The organism is Massilia sp. Dwa41.01b (assembly GCF_014171775.1).
Taxonomy (GTDB): domain Bacteria; phylum Pseudomonadota; class Gammaproteobacteria; order Burkholderiales; family Burkholderiaceae_D; genus Telluria.
Genome location: NZ_CP050454.1, coordinates 3,431,543 through 3,451,122 on the forward strand (window position 1 = coordinate 3,431,543; position 19,580 = coordinate 3,451,122).

The 19,580-nt window shown below is 55.0% G+C and carries 14 protein-coding genes; 5 read left to right on the top strand and 9 right to left on the bottom strand.

All coding sequences use genetic code 11. The features are described from left to right. Nucleotides 1-64: 64 nt before the first annotated feature. Both cueR and G4G28_RS15725 read right to left on the bottom strand, forming a co-directional pair. On the bottom strand, nucleotides 65-466 hold the full coding sequence (gene cueR / locus G4G28_RS15720) for a Cu(I)-responsive transcriptional regulator (protein WP_056343996.1): 402 nt from the start codon (nucleotides 464-466) through the stop codon (nucleotides 65-67). Next, nucleotides 466-2,889, bottom strand: a complete 2,424-nt coding sequence (locus G4G28_RS15725; protein WP_182988981.1) for a heavy metal translocating P-type ATPase — start codon at nucleotides 2,887-2,889, stop codon at nucleotides 466-468. Before G4G28_RS15725 ends, cueR begins: the two co-directional genes overlap by 1 nt. 612 nt (nucleotides 2,890-3,501) lie before the next feature. Between G4G28_RS15725 and G4G28_RS15730 the strand changes: the two genes are divergently transcribed. The 3 genes from G4G28_RS15730 to G4G28_RS15740 are packed head-to-tail and all read left to right on the top strand — an operon-like array spanning nucleotide 3,502 to nucleotide 9,565. Beyond that, nucleotides 3,502-4,818, top strand: coding sequence for a TolC family protein (locus tag G4G28_RS15730; protein WP_182988982.1), 1,317 nt, complete (start codon nucleotides 3,502-3,504; stop codon nucleotides 4,816-4,818). Then, entirely contained in the window at nucleotides 4,815-6,434 is a 1,620-nt protein-coding gene (locus G4G28_RS15735) for an efflux RND transporter periplasmic adaptor subunit (RefSeq protein ID WP_182988983.1), read from the top strand. Before G4G28_RS15730 ends, G4G28_RS15735 begins: the two co-directional genes overlap by 4 nt. Then, nucleotides 6,431-9,565 (top strand): efflux RND transporter permease subunit, encoded by a 3,135-nt coding sequence (locus tag G4G28_RS15740; RefSeq protein WP_182988984.1) that lies wholly within the window; start codon nucleotides 6,431-6,433, stop codon nucleotides 9,563-9,565. The genes G4G28_RS15735 and G4G28_RS15740 overlap by 4 nt, the downstream gene beginning before the upstream one ends. 1,125 nt (nucleotides 9,566-10,690) lie before the next feature. Here G4G28_RS15740 and G4G28_RS15745 read toward each other — a convergent pair. Then, the gene (locus tag G4G28_RS15745) at nucleotides 10,691-11,077 is read right to left on the bottom strand and encodes a hypothetical protein (RefSeq protein ID WP_182988985.1); all 387 of its coding nucleotides are present in this window, start codon (nucleotides 11,075-11,077) and stop codon (nucleotides 10,691-10,693) included. A 162-nt stretch (nucleotides 11,078-11,239) separates the two neighbouring features. Between G4G28_RS15745 and G4G28_RS15750 the strand changes: the two genes are divergently transcribed. Continuing rightward, a complete protein-coding gene (locus G4G28_RS15750; protein WP_182988986.1) occupies nucleotides 11,240-11,467 on the top strand; it encodes a helix-turn-helix domain-containing protein in 228 nt (75 codons plus the stop codon). Nucleotides 11,468-11,529: 62 nt separating this feature from the next. Continuing rightward, complete coding sequence (locus G4G28_RS15755; RefSeq protein WP_182988987.1) at nucleotides 11,530-12,216, top strand: hypothetical protein; 687 nt, start codon at nucleotides 11,530-11,532, stop codon at nucleotides 12,214-12,216. A gap of 757 nt (nucleotides 12,217-12,973) precedes the next feature. Here G4G28_RS15755 and G4G28_RS15760 read toward each other — a convergent pair. The 6 genes from G4G28_RS15760 to moaE all read right to left on the bottom strand — a co-directional run bounded on the left by G4G28_RS15760 (nucleotide 12,974) and on the right by moaE (nucleotide 19,568). Next, nucleotides 12,974-15,214 (bottom strand): hypothetical protein, encoded by a 2,241-nt coding sequence (locus tag G4G28_RS15760; protein ID WP_182988988.1) that lies wholly within the window; start codon nucleotides 15,212-15,214, stop codon nucleotides 12,974-12,976. Next, nucleotides 15,211-16,803, bottom strand: a complete 1,593-nt coding sequence (locus G4G28_RS15765) for a site-specific integrase (RefSeq protein WP_182988989.1) — start codon at nucleotides 16,801-16,803, stop codon at nucleotides 15,211-15,213. The genes G4G28_RS15760 and G4G28_RS15765 overlap by 4 nt, the downstream gene beginning before the upstream one ends. Continuing rightward, the gene (locus G4G28_RS15770; RefSeq protein ID WP_182988990.1) at nucleotides 16,754-17,881 is read right to left on the bottom strand and encodes a tyrosine-type recombinase/integrase; all 1,128 of its coding nucleotides are present in this window, start codon (nucleotides 17,879-17,881) and stop codon (nucleotides 16,754-16,756) included. The genes G4G28_RS15765 and G4G28_RS15770 overlap by 50 nt, the downstream gene beginning before the upstream one ends. A gap of 268 nt (nucleotides 17,882-18,149) precedes the next feature. Next, nucleotides 18,150-18,542, bottom strand: a complete 393-nt coding sequence (gene yiaA, locus G4G28_RS15775; RefSeq protein ID WP_182988991.1) for an inner membrane protein YiaA — start codon at nucleotides 18,540-18,542, stop codon at nucleotides 18,150-18,152. A gap of 175 nt (nucleotides 18,543-18,717) precedes the next feature. Further along, nucleotides 18,718-19,092, bottom strand: coding sequence for a fluoride efflux transporter CrcB (crcB, locus tag G4G28_RS15780; RefSeq protein ID WP_182991844.1), 375 nt, complete (start codon nucleotides 19,090-19,092; stop codon nucleotides 18,718-18,720). Beyond that, the gene (gene moaE / locus G4G28_RS15785; RefSeq protein WP_182991845.1) at nucleotides 19,089-19,568 is read right to left on the bottom strand and encodes a molybdopterin synthase catalytic subunit MoaE; all 480 of its coding nucleotides are present in this window, start codon (nucleotides 19,566-19,568) and stop codon (nucleotides 19,089-19,091) included. Before moaE ends, crcB begins: the two co-directional genes overlap by 4 nt. Nucleotides 19,569-19,580: the final 12 nt, after the last annotated feature.

Consider the following 19,580-nt stretch of genomic DNA (forward strand, 5'->3'; position numbering starts at 1 on the left):
CAACCGGCATCCTGCTTCGCAAAAGTTCCCAACCCAAATACCTCACCTCCAGCGAGCGCCCGAGCTAAGCGCAGGCATGTGGCTTCGCTAACTCATCAAGAATCGGACAATCTGGATGACTGTCGCCATGGCAGTTGTTGGCCACGTGGTATAACTGAGCCCGAATCGACTGAAGTTTCGCAATGTCCTCATCGAGCTCAGCGATGTATCTCTGGGCTAACTCTTTCACGTCTGCGCTATGTCGGCCGCGGTCCTGCCAGAGGCTTAGCAAGGTTTTGATGCGCTCAATTGAGAATCCCAGGTCGCGAGAGCGTTTGATGAAGCGTAAGGTTTGCACGTCATTCGTAGTGTATTGACGGTAACCAGAGTCAGTGCGATTCGCAGCCGTAATCAGGTCTATGCTTTCATAGTACCGAATCATCTTGGCGGTAACGCCTGAGGCGTCGGCAGCTTGTCCGATGTTCATCATTTACCTCCGATAGCAAAGGCCGGCTTCCACCGGCGGAGAAGCAGCGCGTTCGATACTACGCACACGCTTGAGAGAGCCATTGCAGCTCCTGCAATGATTGCGTTGAGGTAGCCCAGGGCAGCAAGTGGTATGCCTACAATGTTGTACACGAAGGCCCAGCCTAAATTTTGCTGAATCTTCCGGTACGTCTTCTTCGATATGTCGATAGCATCCGCAACCAGCCTCGGGTCTCCCCGCATCAACGTAATCCCTGCGGTATGCATCGCTACGTCCGTGCCGGTAGACATAGCAATCCCAACGTCTGCAGATGCAAGAGCCGGCGCGTCGTTGATGCCATCGCCTACCATTGCGACGACCTTGCCACCGCTCTTTAGCGCGGCTACTACATCGGCCTTGTCAGAGGGGAGCACCTGGGCACGAAAATCGTCTATACCTACAGCGATGGCTACACTTCGAGCGCTACCAGCGTTGTCCCCGGTAAGCATGACTGAGGCCACGCCGATATCTCTCAAACGACTCACTGCAGCCTTGGCCGATGGCTTCAACGTATCCCCAAACGCGAGCAATCCAGCCAGCTCGACTTTGCCATTCTGTTGCACAGCAAGCCAAGAGACCGTTCGGCCGGCGGCTTCATGGCGCGCTGCCGACGCGTCAATATCGCTGAGCACGACGCCTATCTCCTCCAACAGCCTACGGTTTCCCAGAAAAACCGTCGCCCCTTGGACGTCGGCGCGAACGCCTCGACCGGGAAGTGCCTGTGCATTCGTGGCTGGAAGCCTCCTAACTCCGCTCTTCTGAGCTTCTGCTTCAACCGCCTTCGCAAGGGGGTGGTCACTATATTGCTGGACAGCCTGCGCTAGGGAGAGAACCTCGTTTTCGGTTCTTCCAATTCCTTCGGTAGCAACCACAGCTGGCTTGCCCTCAGTCAGGGTGCCGGTCTTATCGAAAGCCACCACGTTCACTGCGTGCGCTGTCTCAAGCGCCTCCGCGTCTTTGATGAGAATCCCGTAACGTGCTGCGACGCCAGTTCCTGCCATTATCGAAGTGGGAGTCGCAAGACCGAGTGCACAAGGACAAGCGATAACTTGCACTGCTACGGCGTTGAGTAGCGCTTGCTGCCAGTCGCCCGTCAGCAGGCCCCACCCGAAAAAGGTCACAACTGAAATAAGGAGAACAACCGGTACAAACACGGCGCTGACCTTGTCGACTAAACGCTGAATTGGTGCCTTGACCGCTTGCGCGTCTTCGACGAGCCTGATGATATTGGACAGCATAGTGTCGCCGCCAACCGCAGTGGCCTGCAGGACAAGCATGCCCTCGGCATTCACTGCACCACCGGTGACCAGGTCGCCGACGTTTTTCGCGACCGGCAGGCTTTCGCCGGTAAGCAGCGATTCATCAAGATGACTGGTACCTTCGACGACCTTGCCATCGACCGGTACACGGTCGCCTGGCCGGACAATGACCAGGTCACCAACGACGACCTGTCCAACTGGAATCTCGGCATCATGGCCACCTCGTCGTACCAATGCGACTGTGGCACGTAACGACTCAAGGGCACGCAATGCGGCGACAGTCTGATGTTTCGCTCGTGCCTCTAACCATTTGCCGAGAAGAACTAACGTAATCACGACGGCGGAGGTCTCGAAGTAAAGATGCGACATCCCCTCATGATTGCCTTGTGTGAGAAGTAGATACACCGACAGCCCGTACGCCGAGGTGGTCCCGAGAGCGACCAAGAGGTCCATATTCCCTGTACGCGCAAGGAGAGCTTTCCAGCCAGCCTTATAGAATCGGGCGCCTAGCCAAAACTGGACTGGCGTTGCCAACGCCAGCTGCAGCCAGCCAGGTAGAGCCAGGTCTAAGCCGAACGGCATAAGCAGCATCGGCAACACGAGCGGCAGACTTAGTAGCGCTGCCGCCGCAACCGGCCACCAAGTTGGGAAACCGCTCTGCAGAGCGTCCTGTTGAGCAGAGGCGTCAGTTGCGGCGACAGCATGATAGCCGGCCTTTTCGACAACTCCAATCAACTGCTCAACTGTCACGCCGACAGCGGTGACACGTGCCTTCTCGGTCGCGAGATTCACCGAGGAATCGGTTACGCCAGGCACGTTCTTGAGTGCCTTCTCGACACGCCCCACACAGGATGCGCACGTCATTCCAGAGACCGAGAGTGTGAACGTTTCACTGTGCACTTCATAACCAGCCTTTTCGACAGCGGTATAGAGCGTATTGGGACTCACCCCTGAGACAACGTGAACGGTCGCCTTTTCTGTGGCCAAATTGACAGCAACGCGCTCTACACCAGCAACGGCCTTCAAGGCTTTCTCAACACGGCCGACACAGGAGGCGCACGTCATGCCGCCCACTGGGAAAGTGAAGGCCGCCGCTGCGACGGTAGGTTTGATGACTGCATTCATTTTGATTCTCCGGTCCTCGATTAAAAGAAGGATAGACCTTCCAGCGATGGTAAGGTCAAGGACTTGTTGCAGTCGAACGTAAGGTCGAAAAGCTCTGAACTCGACACAAGACTGGGATAGAATCGGTGCCTACATGATTACTGTTTAGATAATTCCATCCAATGCGGCGCTCTTTCCCGTCACTCTTCCGCTACGTTGCTCTGTTGTTGGTGCTTACCGTTTTCAATACGGGAATTGCCATGGCTTCGTACGTCTGTCCAGAGCTGACGACGAAAGTGATGGACTCGCAGATGATGGACGGCATGCCATGTGCTGGCATGGATATCGAAAAACCGGTGCATTGCGCTGAACTTTCTGCAGACACCAAAGCATCGCTGGAGCACCACAGCGGACCTCCAGGTTTGGCACCGCTCTCGAATCCAGCGTTAGTGCGAATCCTTGTACCCCTGCTGCAGATGGCGTCGCCCACGTCGTGGTCTGGCGAGATTCCCGAGCCTGGCGTCGCCCCGCCGTACCTCCGTACGCTCAGAATCCGAATCTAATTTCCTCCCCGCCTGCTTAACGCCCGGCTAGCTATTGCCGCCGGCGCTCGTTTTCATTCGCGGAGGATTTATGCTTTCTATTTTCACGTTGTATACATCCGTGCTATGCGCCACTGCACGGAAACGCCACACCCTGCTCGCGGCTGTACTGCTTCTTACCTCGAGCCTAGCTAACGCCAGCCCAACGCTGCTCACGTTCGACGAGGCGCTACGTCTAGCGGCAGCTGCCTCCGCCTCTGCCAAGGCCTCTCGTGCTTCGGTCGCGGCAAGTTCTCAGGCGGCAGCAAGAGCCGACCAACTACCGGACCCGATGCTTAAGCTGGGCCTCGACAATCTGCCTGTGTCGGGTCCCGACAAATTCCGTCCCAATGCCGACTTCATGACAATGCGTCGGATTGGCATCGAACAGCAATGGGTCTCCCGAGACAAACGCCAAGCGCGGTCAGAACGCGCTCAACGCGCGACGGAGAGCGCTGAAGGTGCATACCTCGAAAAGGTCGCGACTGTACGCGAAGAAGCCGGCAAAGCTTGGCTAACTGTTCTGTACAGACAGCGGGCAGTAGTGCTATCACGGTCCGTTGCACGCCAGATGGAACAAGACCTCGCAGCCCTTCAGGCGGCACATCGCGGCGCCAAGGCTTCGGCTAGCGATGTGCTGCAGGCGAAGACGGAACTAATCTTGAGTCGCGACTCGATACACGCGGCGGAGCAGGAGCTGGAAACTGCGCGAATTAACCTGCGCAGATGGACGCGCACGGACATTGTCGGGGTGGCAGACACGCCCCCTGAACTCACAACACACGTTCCGACTCTGCCGGCCTCGGACCTTGAACGCTATCATCCTACCGTTCTCAACGCGCGCCGTGCAGTTAGCCTCGCTGACGCTGACAAAGCGGTGGCCGTCCGTGAGCGTAATCCTGATTGGTCGTTTGAAGCCGGCTTTGCCCAACGTAGCAGCCAGTACTCGAACATGGTGTCGTTCGGCGTGAGCATTCCGCTAACCCTCAACCGAACCCAGCGACAGGACCGTGACATCGCGGAGAAGTCCGAGCTCGGAACGAAAGCCAGACTGGAATATGAAGAAGCGCTGGTTGACATGCAGTCGACGATACAGGTGCAGTCGGCTCAACTCGAAAGCCGCAAGCGCCGTATTGCGCAGCTCAATTCGGAACTGCTCCCAACTGTCAATCAACAGGGTGACTTGGCACTTGCTGACTACCGCGCTGGCACAGGCACGTTGACTGCGGTTTTCAGGGCCAAGCGTGCTTTGCTCGAAAAGCGTTTGCAAGTGAATGCACTAGAAGAGGAAGCCGCCCTTATCTGGGCGAGCTTGGAGTTACACCTAATCCCGCATGACATCGCAACGCAATCGAGAGCAGCACAATGAACAAGGTCAACAAATCACGAGTTGCAGTCCTCATCGTCGCAGGTTCCCTTCTTGCCTATGGCGGCTACTGGGCGGGCACGAGAGCGACTGTATCGGGAACCGGTACTAGCACGCGCGGTACTGCGCCATTAACGGCCTCGCCAGCGTCTAACGTCGACCCAGCCACAGGGAAACGAGTCCTGTACTGGCATGACCCTATGGTCCCAGGCAAGCGCTTCGACAAACCAGGCAAGAGCCCTTTCATGGATATGCAGCTCGTCCCTGTGTACGCAGAGGAAGGTGGTGAAGCGGCCGGCGTAAAAATCTCACCGTCACTTCAACAAAACCTCGGCATTCGATTTGCGACCGTCCGGCGCGCCGAGCAAGCGGCTTCTCTTGAACTTGTAGGCAGTACCCAGTTCGATGAAAGCAAAGCCGAAGTTGTACAGAGCCGCGTGGCAGGCTTCGTCGATAAGCTACATGTACGCGCACCACAACAGCAAGTGAAGCGCGGACAAGCTTTTGCGTCTATCTATGTCCCAGACTGGCTGGCTCCGCAGGAGGAGTATCTGATGCTGAAGCGCAGCGGCGACACCACCTTAACGGCTGCAGCTCGCCAAAGGATGCGTGCCCTATCTATCCCAGACTCGATGGTGGCGGCCATGGACCGTACAGGTCGACCACAAAGCCACCTATCGCTCTCCTCTCCAGTTTCCGGCGTCGTCACCGAACTAGCGGTCCGAGAAGGGGCGCAGGTTACGCCTGGGATGACGATTGCAAAAGTCATCGGTATGAAAACGATTTGGCTGCTTGCTGAAGTGCCAGAGGCAGTTATCGGTTCAGCGCGTCCTGGTATGCAGGTAACCGCAACCTTCGGCGGAGACCCACAGCGCACTTACCAGGGCAAAGTACGTGAGATTCTGCCAGGCGTAAGTACCACCACCCGGACAGCCCAAGCTCGACTGGAATTGGACAATAAGGATGGGAGCTTGATTCCGGGAATGCTTATGCGAGTCAGGCTCAGCGCTGCGAAACCTGAATCCCGTCTCCTTGTTCCATCCGAGGCCATCATCGCGTCGGGTAAACGCTCCATCGTTTTTGTTGCTGACGAGAAGAACAGCATGCGCCCAGTGATTGTCGCTCCAGGACGAGAAATCGGCGACGAAACTGAGATTCTCAGTGGGCTGAGCGAAGGCCAGCGCGTAGTAGCGTCTGGTCAATTCTTGATTGATTCGGAAGCGAATCTGAAGTCGATACTGCCGAAGCTTGTGACCGACGCCTCGATGCCCCCTACAGACGTCAGTCCAAGCGCACCGGCACCGGACGCGCAACCAAGTCCAATGCCACAGATGTCGATGTCCCCTAAGACGACAGATACGAAGAAACCTGTCCAACCATCGTCACCATCCCACCAAGGAACTGGCAAAGTCGAACAGGTAACTGGCGAAGCGATAACGCTGTCGCATGGCCCTATCGCCACTCTGCAGTGGCCTGCAATGACGATGGACTTTAAGAAGCCGAAGCCTGATTCGTTCAAGGAAATCAAGGTTGGCCAGACCGTCCAGTTCTCGTTTGTCGAAAGCGAAGACGGTTATGAGCTCAAAAGCGTTGTGGCCGCGGCCGGAGGTAAGCCATGATTGCCCGCATCATACGGGCGTCAATCGCAGGGCGTGTCTGGGTTCTCATTGCGGCCGTGTTGGTAGCGGTCTGGGGCGTCTACTCCTTGCGCGCAACGTCCCTCGACGCCCTTCCCGACCTTTCAGACACTCAGGTCATTATCCGAGCCCAGTATCCCGGCAAGGCGCCGCAGCTAGTCGAAGACCAGGTCACCTATCCATTAACGACGGCTCTCCTCTCGGTGCCGGGAGCGAAGACCGTTCGCGGCTACTCGTTCTTCGGAGACTCATTCGTCTACGTCTTGTTCGATGACGATACTGACCTGTACTGGGCGCGCTCACGTGTTACCGAGTACGTCAACCAGGTGCAGAATCGCTTGCCCGCCGGCGTGCGAGCAGAACTAGGACCTGACGGCACCGGTGTTGGATGGGTGTTTGAGTACGCCTTAGTCGACCGAAGTGGGAAGAACGACCTTAGCCAGCTTCGCGCTATCAACGACTGGTTCCTGAAATTCGAACTCAAGACCGTGCAGGACGTTGCCGAGGTAGCGAGCATTGGTGGGATGGTCCGTCAGTATCAGATTGTGCTCGACCCGGACAAGCTGCGGGTGTTTGGCATGTCGCACGCCCAGGTACTCGAAGCAGTCCAAGATGCAAACGAAGAGTCAGGCGGTTCTGTCATCGAGATGGCCGAAACTGAGTACATGGTGCGCTCCCACGGTTATTTGCGCTCGTTGGAGGACTTCCGAAATATCGTTCTTAATGCGAGCGATGCGGGCACGCCAGTCCTGCTTCGCGACGTGGCCTCGGTCCGCCTGGGACCAGAGATGCGCCGCGGGATAGCGGAGCTGAACGGGGAAGGAGAGGTAGCAGGCGGCGTTGTCATTATGCGCTCGGGGAAAAACGCGCTCGACACCATCGAAGCAGTGAAAGCCAAGCTAGCGACACTTCAAGCGTCCCTTCCGAAAGGTGTCGAAGTCGTGACCACTTACGACCGTTCGAAACTGATTTCAGCGTCGGTTGCGAACTTGCGTGACAAGCTCATCGAAGAGTTCGTGGTCGTCGCTATCGTATGCGCTGTCTTCCTCTTCCACGTTAGGAGTGCGCTCGTCGCTGTCGTGACACTTCCACTCGCAGTACTCGCCGCCTTCATTGTGATGCGATACCAAGGTGTGAATGCAAACATCATGTCCCTCGGCGGCATCGCTATCGCGGTCGGGGCGGCAACCGACGCTGCTCTAGTACTTATCGAGAACGCGCACAAGCACCTGGAGGCGCATGCGCACGCCCATCCGAAAACGAGCCTCGACGCTCGTACCCGCTGGGACGTCATCGCGAAGTCGTCCGTGGAAGTCGGTCCTGCACTCTTCTTCTCGCTTCTCATCGTCACGCTTTCGTTTATTCCTGTGTTCGGCCTCGAGGCGCAAGAAGGCAAACTGTTTGCACCTCTCGCCTTCACAAAGACGTATTCGCTTGCCGCGGCAGCTGCACTTTCAATTACGCTGGTACCAGTGCTGATGGGTTACCTCATCAGGGGACGCATACCCAGCGAGGAGTCCAATCCAGTAAATCGGCTGCTTATCAAAGGCTACCGGCCACTTCTGGAAGCAACTTTGAAACATCCTTGGACAACGCTCGGCATGGCTTTGATTGCACTACTGCTGACGGCTATCCCTATTTCGAAACTGGGAGGAGAATTCCTTCCCCCATTGAATGAGGGGGACCTGCTGTACATGCCCTCAGCGCTTCCAGGGCTTTCTGCAGCGAAGGCCAGCGAGCTGCTCCAGCAAACAGACCGCCTCATCAAAACCGTTCCCGAGGTGGCCACTGTATTCGGCAAAGCTGGTCGCGCAGAGTCCGCGACCGACCCAGCTCCGATGGAAATGTTCGAAACGACGGTTCAGTTCAAACCACGAGACCAGTGGCGTTCGGGCATGACGCCAGAGAAGCTCGTAGAGGAGCTCGACAAAGTTGTGAAGGTTCCCGGGCTCTCGAATGTCTGGGTGCCGCCGATTCGCAATCGCATTGACATGCTCTCCACCGGCATTAAAACCCCAGTCGGTGTCAAAGTATCAGGCCCCGACCTGGCTCAAATCGACAAGATTACTACCGCAGTTGAGGCGGCAGTAAAGACAGTCCCAGGTGTCACCTCTGCCCTTGCTGAGCGGCTAAGCGGCGGCCGGTATATCGACATCGACATCGACAGACTTCGCGCAGCAAGGTACGGCATGAGCGTCGCGGACATACAGACCATCGTGTCGTCGGCAATCGGTGGTGAGAACGTTGGAGAAGTTGTCGATGGGCGCCAACGTTTTCCGATAAACGTACGCTATCCGCAGGACTATCGGAACTCTGTCCAGTCCTTGCGCGAGCTTCCCATCGTGACCGGACGTGGTGCCCAGATTCAGCTCGGCGACGTCGCATCGCTAAGTGTCACCGACGGCCCTCCCATGATTCGTAGCGAGAACGCAAGGCTTTCAGGATGGGTGTATGTAGACGTCCGCGGCGTTGACCTGTCGACAGCCGTTCGCGCGATGCAGGAGCAGGTGCATGACAAAGTGAAGCTGCCGCCTGGTTACGCCGTGGGATGGTCCGGGCAGTTCGAGTACATGGAACGTGCGGCCGGTCGGCTTAAGACAGTGGTGCCGCTTACCCTGCTGGTCATCTTCCTGCTGCTCTACCTGGCATTCCGTTCCACTGCTGAAGCCGCGCTGCTTATGCTGACCGTACCGTTCGCCCTAGTCGGAGGATTCTGGTTTATTTGGGCTCTCGGACATGCAGTATCGGTGGCAACGGCGGTTGGGTTTATTGCACTTGCAGGACTTGCTGCAGAGTTTGGCGTAGTGATGCAGGTGTACTTACGAAATTCACTTCAGGCTCGCCTAGATGGGGGACAGCCCCTGACACGCGAGTTGATTCTGGATGCGATACGTGAGGGCGCCCTGTTGCGAGTACGTCCCAAAGCAATGACTGTCGCGGTCATCCTTGCTGGCCTGCTCCCAATCATGTTCGGTGATGGTGCCGGGTCCGAGGTCATGCAGCGAATTGCCGCACCAATGGTCGGAGGGATGGTGACGGCGCCGCTTCTCTCGCTGTTCGTCATCCCAGCTGCTTGGCGTCTGCTGCAGGAGCGCGCTATACCAGGACGCTAGGTACTCGACCGCAAGCTCTGACTGTGGCTGGGCTAACAAAAGCAGTTCGCCCAGCCGGTGCGGCTTACAACGTCGTTGCGGCATACGCAATACAACCGTGCATAAAACCATTCGCTACACATTGGCCTACTGAAGTCGACACTTCGTCAGGACTTCGGTGAGCCTTTGTAGAGCAGCCTGATGACCACGTATCTGGAAATTGATGAACTAGCCGTATTGTTGGGAAGAAGCGCCCATACAATCAGGCGGGACCTCCTCCGAAACCCAACAGCCGTGCCGCCAAGGATGTACATCCATAGGACGAAAATGCTTCGGTGGCGGGCACACGAGGTAGAAATCTGGATGCATGAGACTGGCTGGACTCGACGTCCCTCGTAGTTGGGACAGCGAGGACCTGACGCATTGACCGCCATCGCGGTCGGTCGAGAAGCCACAGCCTCAAGGCCCGCATCGGCCGGGGAGATGATACCCAGCTTGCCATCGACAACGCGCAAAAGTTGAATGCAATACGCTGCTGCCGATTTGTGTACCTGCTCAGCCCTACCGGTGCAGCGCTGGTCCAGGTGTGCTAGAAAGACGCACGGAACTGCCCAATTGCCTGCACAAGAGTACGCAGATTCAGGGAGCATTTCGCCCTTGATTGTAATGACGGACGAATCCGCTCAGTATCACCGCAAGCTACGGCACGTGGAAGTCAGCGGCCTCATGAACGGAGCCAACCTCACGCACATACGCAGATTTAGGGAAGCTTGCGGCCGAGCGTGTAGCGAGACCATCTGTCGCGGCCTTGGCCTTGTTGCGAGGTAAAAGAACTGACTACACACGACATAGGCCTCTATCGGAATTGATGGCTAGCCAGCGTATTTGAGCGGCCGCCCGGTAGGCTTACCGTCTGTAGTAGGACGCCGACCTACCGAAAAACTAGAGCGATGGCCGTGGCAATTAGGCTTATCAGCAATGCGCCCATCCCCAAGCTGACCAGGAATATGGGCGCTCGCTTTTCGTCCTGCAAAATCACACGTATTTTCTTAAGCATTCGTAACCCTCATCAAGGCCGTTGCCACTCATCCGCAAGACTTCAATCTGAACTCGCGACAATGAACGGGCTTCGAGTGCGACATCTACCTAACACTCTGCAGTGCATACCGGGCGCGCCAAAACTTTCGCAAACTGAACATTTAAGCTCTCTTTTCGGAGGTCGTACTCGACCAATCTTGATACCAGTTCGTCGCGAGCGTGGACATATAGCTCCTCGCAAAGACCGGGGATGAGTTCGTTCGCGTTTTCGTCGAGATACGCCAGCCATTCCTCATCCTGCATCTTTACCAATTCGCGAATGTAGCCCCGGAGAACAGGCGCTAACTCAGCAATTTCCTCATCACTCGTCCCGCTGTCTACCAATAGCGCTAACTCTCGAATCAGTGCGATAAGCAGGTCAACAGGAAAAAAGCTGGGCAGCAAATTGCGACCTGTACGGCGCGAAAGCTCCAGTTTTACCGTAGCTACTGACATAAAAAGTCCAGTCTGTGAATGAAGTTTTTAGGGTTGAAGGCAGCCGTTTCCATCGCCTCAGAGGGTGCTGCTCACGAAGCGGTCATGTGCATGCCGTATCGTGAAATATTGTATACTATACTTTATAGACGTACTATGGGGATTCGCACATGCTGCTGGCACATGAGCGCTCCCTTCAAATTTTTAACCGCCCGAGAGCGGTTTGCCCGCAATTTACGCGAGTGGCGTTCTAAACGCGGTCTCAGCCAAGAGGCACTTGCAGCAGAATCTGGCCTCTCAAGAGTGTTTTTGTCCCGAGTCGAAACCGCTGCCGCTACAGTTTCATTAGATAACGTGGAAAAGCTGGCCCACGTTCTAGGCATCGACATCGTAGATTTGCTGCTGCCATAGAGACTTCGAGGCCTGCTGCGCTCGTCACTTTGCTACCGAGACAGTTGATGAGAGGGGGCGATATGCCTAGGAAATTGCCGGACTATTTGCCAGCGGACTGGCCAGAGCATGCAGGAATTCCTACCAAAGACGAGTGGGAGCGCGCACAAGAAGAAGACCTTATTGCCGAGGTAGCGTTCACCCGGATGAGGGAGCACCCGCCCTCCACGGTACCAACGCCAGAATCAATCGCCGCTGGCAACGCCGCCATGGCAGAAGCTTACGCGCGCGCAGCACAGCTGGTTGTGCAAAGGATTGAGAGCAGAGAATTGCTAGGCATTGATGAGTTTTGCGAGGAGGTCGGTGTAACTCGCGACTGGCTGAGCGATGCCTTGACAGAAGGTAGGCTGTTTGCAATTACCGGACCTCAAGGGCGTAGTTTCTTCCCCACTTTTTATGCAGATGCCAGTGTGAAGCGTACCGATATTGAACAGGTCGCCCGTGTGCTGTCACCACGTGACCCGGGTTCTCAATACTGGTTTTTCACTAGCATCAGGACATCACTCCAGGGGACACCGCTCGATGCGCTACGCGCGGGTCGACTTGATGCTGTACTCAGAGCGGCAGAAATGCACGTGGAAGGTGCCCCGCCCCGTGTGCTTTCGGTTGTCGAGGAACTTGCAGGGCAGTCCGGACCGCTGACGGTGCCTCAGCAGCATGACCCATCTGAGTCGTTTGCTGACGTGTTAAACGGTGCTACGAGAGGCTGATACATGGTACGTGTGTCCGCAAATACAATGAGTACGTGACAAACATAGTGTCCACAGCTCCGGCAAACGAGACGGCAATGATTCCTCAACGACCGAAGTATGCATGGACGAGCAGTAGAATAAAACAAAGCCGGTATTGCCATCCGAACAACAGAGCGCACATCGAACAAGACTCGCTGTCCACAAGCTTCAGGATGCGCTGCAGTTAAGAACGCTCCCGTGGCCCTCCAATAGACGACCGAGCTGCGGGTTCGGACCTACTTCTAGAGGTCTAAGCGCATTGGTCCTCTACTTTTTTATTTTACGGGGTTTCTTACTTTCCTTAACTGAAACGTCCGTATCAGGCCGCGAATTTCGGTCGATATCGGGCAACGGAAGGTCCAACTGGTCCGTAGACATCCCAGCCGCTGTAGCGTTGTACAGCCATCGCATGAATTTTTCTACAAGAAATCGATTCTCAGCAGTCAATCTTGTAACAGTCGCCTCAAGTGATTGAACGCGAGGGTCGCGGACTTCCTCGCTAAGCGCTGGCGATTTTTTATGCTGTGACCGTTGGTCCCGCAACATTCCCACACGAATGGTATATGCGGACTTTATCTGGGGTTGTCGGTCTAGGGCTTGGCGCGTGTACGTAGGAAGACCGGCGGCGGTCAGTGCCTCAATCAGAAAGTCCCATGTAAGTTTATTCGTTGGCCAAGCGTCAATGATTTGAACTGCGACACGGACAATCTCGTCATCTATGTTCTTAGCCCGAACCTTATTCATTATCTGCGCGCCTCGTTACGCCTTTACGCCTGCTGTTTAGCAGTCGCTTCTGGCCGCCCTGCTGTTCGTCCGAAACTTTGCCGCTCGCATCTTTAAGTACCATCACCGGACTCGCAAAGGGGGTTCTAGGCTCACCCCCTATTTTACCGACGCTTACGCTTGGAGTGGTGGCTTCCATCGCCGCCCGTAGGCGACCAGCCTCACCCACTTTGGAAAGTGATTCAGAACCTGACAGGCGAATCAGCGCTCCGGCCTCAACCCGCGGGTCATCCAGAATACTAACAATTTGCTTGAACCTCTCGACATTAGCCTCATGCGTTTCCAGCCAAATCTTTGCGGATAGTTGGCCAGCGTTAAGAGCAGCTAACGCGCGCTCAACCAGCAATTGATTTTCCATCAACGAGGCCCGAAGACGCGTTTCGACAACCGCATCCCCCTTCACGACCACATGCTCGTCGCAGCTTATATGGTCACCAAATTTCGGGCACGGCATCATCACGAAATCGTGCACGCAGTATCCCAAATCCGTCGTATGCCCGGCCTGAACACGCTTCGCCAACCATTCAGAACGAAGAATCGGGATGTAAGTCTTTGTGGAGACAGGGGGAGCGAAGGAGGCGGTAGCGCGTCCAACAGAATCGCGCATCTCTTCAATACGTTCCGCTGCACTCACATGGTCATACGCCGAATTCTGAGCGACGTTCTTTCGCCCGGACCACGCCGCAATATCGAAGGCATCCATATTCGCGCTTTGCGCAATCGTGTTCAAAAAATGTCGCAGCTGGTGTGACTGAATCCTAATTGGCCTTCCTTCGCTGTCACACACGCCGGTACTTTTAAACAATGAAGGCATACTACGTGCGGTACTCTCATCAACAGCCCGAGAGATTTCGTACTCCCCAACAGGCCTTAACATGCATACCAAAGTTTTCTTGCGAGGATTATATTCATGTACTCGCGAAATGCACAAGGCTTCGCTGTACTTAAGTCCGCTTCGTTTATGAAATATTGGAAATCCAACAGGAAGCATGCTGATAATTTTTCGTTGCAATTCAGCAAACCGAATCCGCGGCACGTCTATCGCCCTAATTTTTCCGGGGGCGCCACGCAAATCGTCGCCCACCCCAATGTCATTTCTTCCGCACCACGTCAATACGTCTGAAAGTGTTTTACGGTCAGACTCTGCATCCGTTCCATCGCCAATCGGAGCTGAATCGCCCCACAAAATATTGTCGACTTCACGTGCTGAAAGCAACCGCTTTAAACGCAAATGACTGTTTTTTTTAGACAGGTAGAGTCGACCAGGGTACGCCTCGTAGTGTCGAGCTAACGCCCTAGCCGGCGCAGAGTAATCGACCAGCCTCTTAACGGCCTCCTGTGCAACCGCAGACATAGTCGCCGACACCGGCTTTAGAATTGCCCCCCCGCCCTTAGCGGCCCAATAGCGCAGCAGGAACCCAGGCTTGCCGTCCCCCCTTGGAACCAGACAGTCGACAGTCAGACGTATCACTTCACTTAGTCGACCTGGCTGGCAAATAAGCAGACCCAAGACGGACGACACCAGCAAGTCACGAGGTTTCTCAGCTCGATGGAACGCCTCTCCCAATGCTTCCAAATGCTCTTGCATCGGGAGTTTCTCGCTGCGACGCTCATCGAAGTCAATACCAAGCTTGACAGAAAAATCAGTTGGTACAGCTAAAAAGTTAGTCCATGCACTTCCCACTCTCGACAGCCGATTGTCATCAATGAAGCGACTTAGACGGCTAAGAGCATTCCCAATTTGATAGGCCTTACCGACACCAAAATGTTTTTTTGCAAGGCTTGCCGCCTCATCAAAAGTGGTCGACGTGATTTTCGTAGGGCAGAATTCACCCCTTCCAACTAACGCCTGCTCGACCATTTGTAAGGCCCTAAGTCGTGTCAAGGTCGGCGTGGCACTTACAGGCTCGATTGCATGCATATATCGAATATAGCCCTTAGCAAAATCTGAAAATCCGGCGGCTAAGGGCACTTTATTGGCACGAGACCGCGCTGTAAGAAAGGTGCAAAACGAAATGCTGCTATTCCCACGTTTGTTATCCGAATTAAGCGCCGTTCCGACTTCCCATTTGTCCGCGTCAAAATCTATTGCCCCATAGACGGTCAGTTCATCCCGACACAGAGCAACAAACCTACGAAGATTTAGTAACGCCGTCGAGCTCGGAAATGGGATAAATGTTGCTGAGGATGTCACGATACGTCACCTGAAGACGACCTCTTCGAATATTCATCAGCGCACTGAACAATTACGCTGGCGACGGCCATCATTGCCCTATCATTCACGCTGACAATGGCCGCTGAGCAGCCGGCCTTCAAAAGCCGAGCTCTATCTTTCTCAAGGTAGTCATACACTAACTGGTGTGGGCCATCCAGCCATGCATTGAAGAGAAAACAAGTGTAGCAAGCAATCGGCTTATTAAAGCCACAAAAGTCCTCCTTGCCACATCGACCTACACCTTTTTGCATTGATTTGTCGATTATAGGACTGGTGATATGAAGTGCCGGGTCTAAGTCTGCGTTAGTCACAGTTTTTATCAACACGCCTTTAAATGCCTGGGCAATAGTCCCCAATCGCGCAGCAGTAGAAAACTCGACCCTATCGTGTAACTCGAATGCACCCGCTAGCGCCACATACGGCCGCACGCTTATAGTCGTCGTATGGCCAAGTCTGAGTGCAGTTCCCGCTACCCCTAACCCCTCCCGTATACAATTTGTACCCAACGTGTACCTAAAACGATACACATTAAATACCATTTGCGCACCCGTTCTTTCGCTGATGGCGCTAAGATTAGAAAACGTGGCACGAATCTCGTCCGTTATCGTCACCGCCAACATGTGATACTCAAAACCCTTAACGTTCGCGCCAGCGCTCTTTCCCCTACTTGGAAAAAGAGGACCAGACTCGGGGTCGGGGAGCAAACCAACATATTGGTTCAGCATTTGGCTCTTGTACTCAAGCATCAACGCAGCCAACTCAGGTATTAAGTCCATTTCCTGGAACCGACTCCGTTCTGCCTCACCCCGTGCTTTAACCTGTGGAATTTTCAAAACACAGCGCTCACGACTGTCCTCGCGTATAATTTGAAGGTCCAATAATTTGAGAAGCGCATATTGCTTAGGACGCTGCCCAAATAACGCGACTAGCCAAGCCAGCACATATCTTGAAAGCGGAATACTGCCGTTTGCGTAACCTGAATACAACGCATCAAATATAGTCTCCCGTTCCATGTCTGTAAATGGACCAACAACCGGGTCTAGCTGACTAATTACACTACCGCTTGTAACGCCGCGAAGTTTAGTCTCTGACAAGTACTTTGCTCCGCACGCAGAGATTCCAGGAAAACCAAGCTTACCCATGCGTTTTAGAAAAGGCCTGCAGCTTCGAAAACAAATTTCGCTCGGGTCAGATTCTTTTAACACGTTGCGCGCATTGAGAAGACTGACCGCCGTAAAACTTCTAGTCAAGCCATCTGCGCCTCCCTTGATAACTCTACACAAACGGCAGAGATTCTCGAATGTAGCGCTCAATGTCCCTGCGGCCAAGTTCTCTGCCGTCCATATAAGTGTCTTCCGTAATCCCCAGTGCAGCTCCTCACCAAGTTCGACCAGACTCGAAAAATCGATATGCACGGATTTGGTACCATCCTTGAAACTCCACAGGTCGCTTCGTGGGTCAAAGACCACACCATTTGCAGTTGTTGCAACAGCCGATATTTCGAAACGACCCGAGAATCTATTTGATACCGTCGTGTTTGGATGTGTGACGCTTGGCATATTGTTCATTCTGTGCTTTCAATGACGATTGATGCGCTTTCTCTTTGATGCGACGCTTGTTGTAATGGTCGGGCATCGTTGATATCGCTGACCACCGCATCAGAACTCTACGCCGTTGGGCTTCATCCGTGTCTAATACCCCATCTCTCTCGAACCCAAGTGATAAGATGTAGTTACATGTATGGCGGCACATTTGAGATGATAATTTTTTGGGTAGCGCGGGACACGACTCACGAATCTTCCGAAAAATATGTTGAAGTGCACTTTCTGTCAACGCTCCACCGCCTCGTGCCAAAAATAGAAATGGCATATCGTCTTGTGCTTGTGATTTTCGTAAATTTGGAGAAACTATATATTCGTAAGTTGCTGCCATAAGGTCATGAGACAGCGGAATTTCACCTTCTATGGTTTTGACTTTTGCAGGCCGACGACGCTTATCTACCTTAGAATCTTGGCGCCTAAGAACCCGGACGACGGCGCGCTGCCAATCGATATCTTCAAGTCTAATACCTAATAATTCGCCACGACGCAATCCCAAAAGGATGAGCCACTGCATAAGAAGAGCGTTGCGATAGCGACCGAATTCATCTCGGAAGGGATTTTCGTCAGCCAGGGGGTCGGTAATGCGCCACAAGTCATTGATTTGCGACTCACTTAAGGAAGTGCTTTGTTCCTTCGGCTTGGGCCTTGCAGGAACCCTCGCATCAAACATCTCGAACGTGTGAACCCGTGCAGTCTCGAGTCGGAGGTATCGCTCGTTATCTCGGTCAAGCGAATATAGAGCACGCAGGGCTCTCTCGTTGACGTAGTCGCGTATGTAGGCAACTCGGTCGCGATAGGATGTTATCGCATCTCGCTTTGGGACTGTAGGAAGCTTTTGGTACAGCTTCATAATTTTCACATTGCGCCCATGCAACGCAACTTCCTTGACTTCCAGGAGCGGTAGGATACGCTCGAGCTTCTGTTTGCAAAGGTCAACTATTCTTTCAACTTCGAAAAGTAAGAGTAGTTTGCTTGATTTCAACCTCTCGGTCAGGTCAATATCGAGAATGCGGCAGGCCAGTTCTAACACCATAATTGCACGCAAGTGTGCCTCTATGGTGTTTACGGCTAAGTGTCTGGACCGTAGATTCTTTAATGCGTATAAAGTCGGTTCAATGAGAGGGGCGCCGCTCTCGGAATCGACCAGTGAGACGAAATTCTCGCCCGACTGCAGTCGAAAATGACGAATACCAAACGGATTACGCATTTGTTTACACTTCTCTGCAATGACACCATTGCACAGTGCGCTATTTACATTTTTTTGTCAAGCTCGATATTTTCCAGCTGTTTGCCTATGAGAAATTTAAGGTTGTTTACGGTTTATTCAATATGATGCTTGACTTCTGCACGGCGACCACGGCGAACAGGCTCAGCACGAAGGACATCGCATAGAAACCCTTTTCGCTCGGCGCCAGCGTCGCGTTCCACAGGCCGACCGTCAGCAGCGCGATGACGGCGAACAGCGAAAACCAGCACAGGCCGAAATACAGACCCGTCACGGGAATGCCCTCGCTGCGGTCGCGCACCGATTTCTGCAGCGAGATCGCGGCGAACAAACCGTAGAGCAGCAGCGACAGGTAATAGCCCTTTTCGTTGAGCTGCATCTGGGCATTCCACAGTCCCCACAGGAAGGCAGCCGCGCCGATGATCAGCGCACCCCAGGAAGCACCCACGAAAGCAGCGGTCGGTCGTTGAACGGTAGTCACAGCGGGCTCCAAGAAGTTTGTTCGCGGAAAGTTTACCACTAGTAAGTCTCAAGGAGTCGTAAATCGGTATGCATGCCCTGTCCGCTCAAGCGGTCGCGGTGGACAGGACCGGTGGGATCGCCGGGCGATACCGGCGCCAGGGCCAGGCCGATCTGCGCGGGCTTTCCCTATGAAACTAGCCGCGCAAGGCGCGCCAGGTGGCGAAGCCGGCGACGCACAGGACAAGCGAACCGACCAGGTGCAGCAGCGTATGCGCGAGCGCCCAGCCGTAGGCGCCGCGTTGCATAAGTACTACTGATTCGCCTGAAAAACTCGAAAAGGTCGTCAAACCGCCGAGAAAGCCCGTGACGATGAAGAGGCGCCACTCGGGCGCGATGTGCGGGTTGCCCGAGAAAAAGCCGAGGGCGATGCCGATCAGGTAGCCGCCGATCAGGTTCGCGGCCAGCGTGCCCCCCTGCAGCTGGGCGTGCGCGTTCGTCAGCCAGTTGCCGAGGCCCCAGCGCAGCCAGGCGCCGATCGCCGCGCCGGCGCCCACCGCCAGCCAGTTCAAGCCTGGACCCACTTCGCCTTGGCGCTGTCGTCGCTGATGCGGGCATCGACCCAGCGCGCACCCTCTGGCGTCTGTTCCTTCTTCCAGAATGGCGCGTCGGTCTTGAGGTAGTCGATGATGAACTCGCAGGCGGCAAAGGCCTCGCCGCGGTGGGCGGCGCTGCAGGCAACGAGGACGATCTGCTCCATGGGCTTCAGCGGGCCGACGCGGTGGATCACCAGGGCCTTGTAGAGCGGCCAGCGCGCATGCGCCTGCGCCACGATGTCTTCCAGCGCACGCTCCGTCATGCCCGGATAGTGCTCGAGTTCCATCTCGGCGACCTGGGAACCTTCGTTCATGTCGCGCACGGTGCCGACGAAACTGACGACCGCGCCGACGCGGGCGTCGTTCTCGCGCAGGCGCGCCAGCTCCTGGCCGAGGTCGAAGTCGGCGCTCTGGACGCGCACCTGGCCCGTTTGCCCGCTTGAAGGCGCGATCGCCTGCGCAAT

Coding starts and splice junctions, on each gene's coding strand:
- G4G28_RS15745 (WP_182988985.1), bottom strand. CDS start 11,077: ATGTCAGTAGCTACGGTAAAACTGGAGCTTTCGCGCCGTACAGGTCGC.
- G4G28_RS15740 (WP_182988984.1), top strand. CDS start 6,431: ATGATTGCCCGCATCATACGGGCGTCAATCGCAGGGCGTGTCTGGGTT.
- G4G28_RS15750 (WP_182988986.1), top strand. CDS start 11,240: ATGAGCGCTCCCTTCAAATTTTTAACCGCCCGAGAGCGGTTTGCCCGC.
- G4G28_RS15755 (WP_182988987.1), top strand. CDS start 11,530: ATGCCTAGGAAATTGCCGGACTATTTGCCAGCGGACTGGCCAGAGCAT.
- G4G28_RS15765 (WP_182988989.1), bottom strand. CDS start 16,803: ATGAACAATATGCCAAGCGTCACACATCCAAACACGACGGTATCAAAT.
- G4G28_RS15725 (WP_182988981.1), bottom strand. CDS start 2,889: ATGAATGCAGTCATCAAACCTACCGTCGCAGCGGCGGCCTTCACTTTC.
- G4G28_RS15730 (WP_182988982.1), top strand. CDS start 3,502: ATGCTTTCTATTTTCACGTTGTATACATCCGTGCTATGCGCCACTGCA.
- cueR (WP_056343996.1), bottom strand. CDS start 466: ATGAACATCGGACAAGCTGCCGACGCCTCAGGCGTTACCGCCAAGATG.
- G4G28_RS15735 (WP_182988983.1), top strand. CDS start 4,815: ATGAACAAGGTCAACAAATCACGAGTTGCAGTCCTCATCGTCGCAGGT.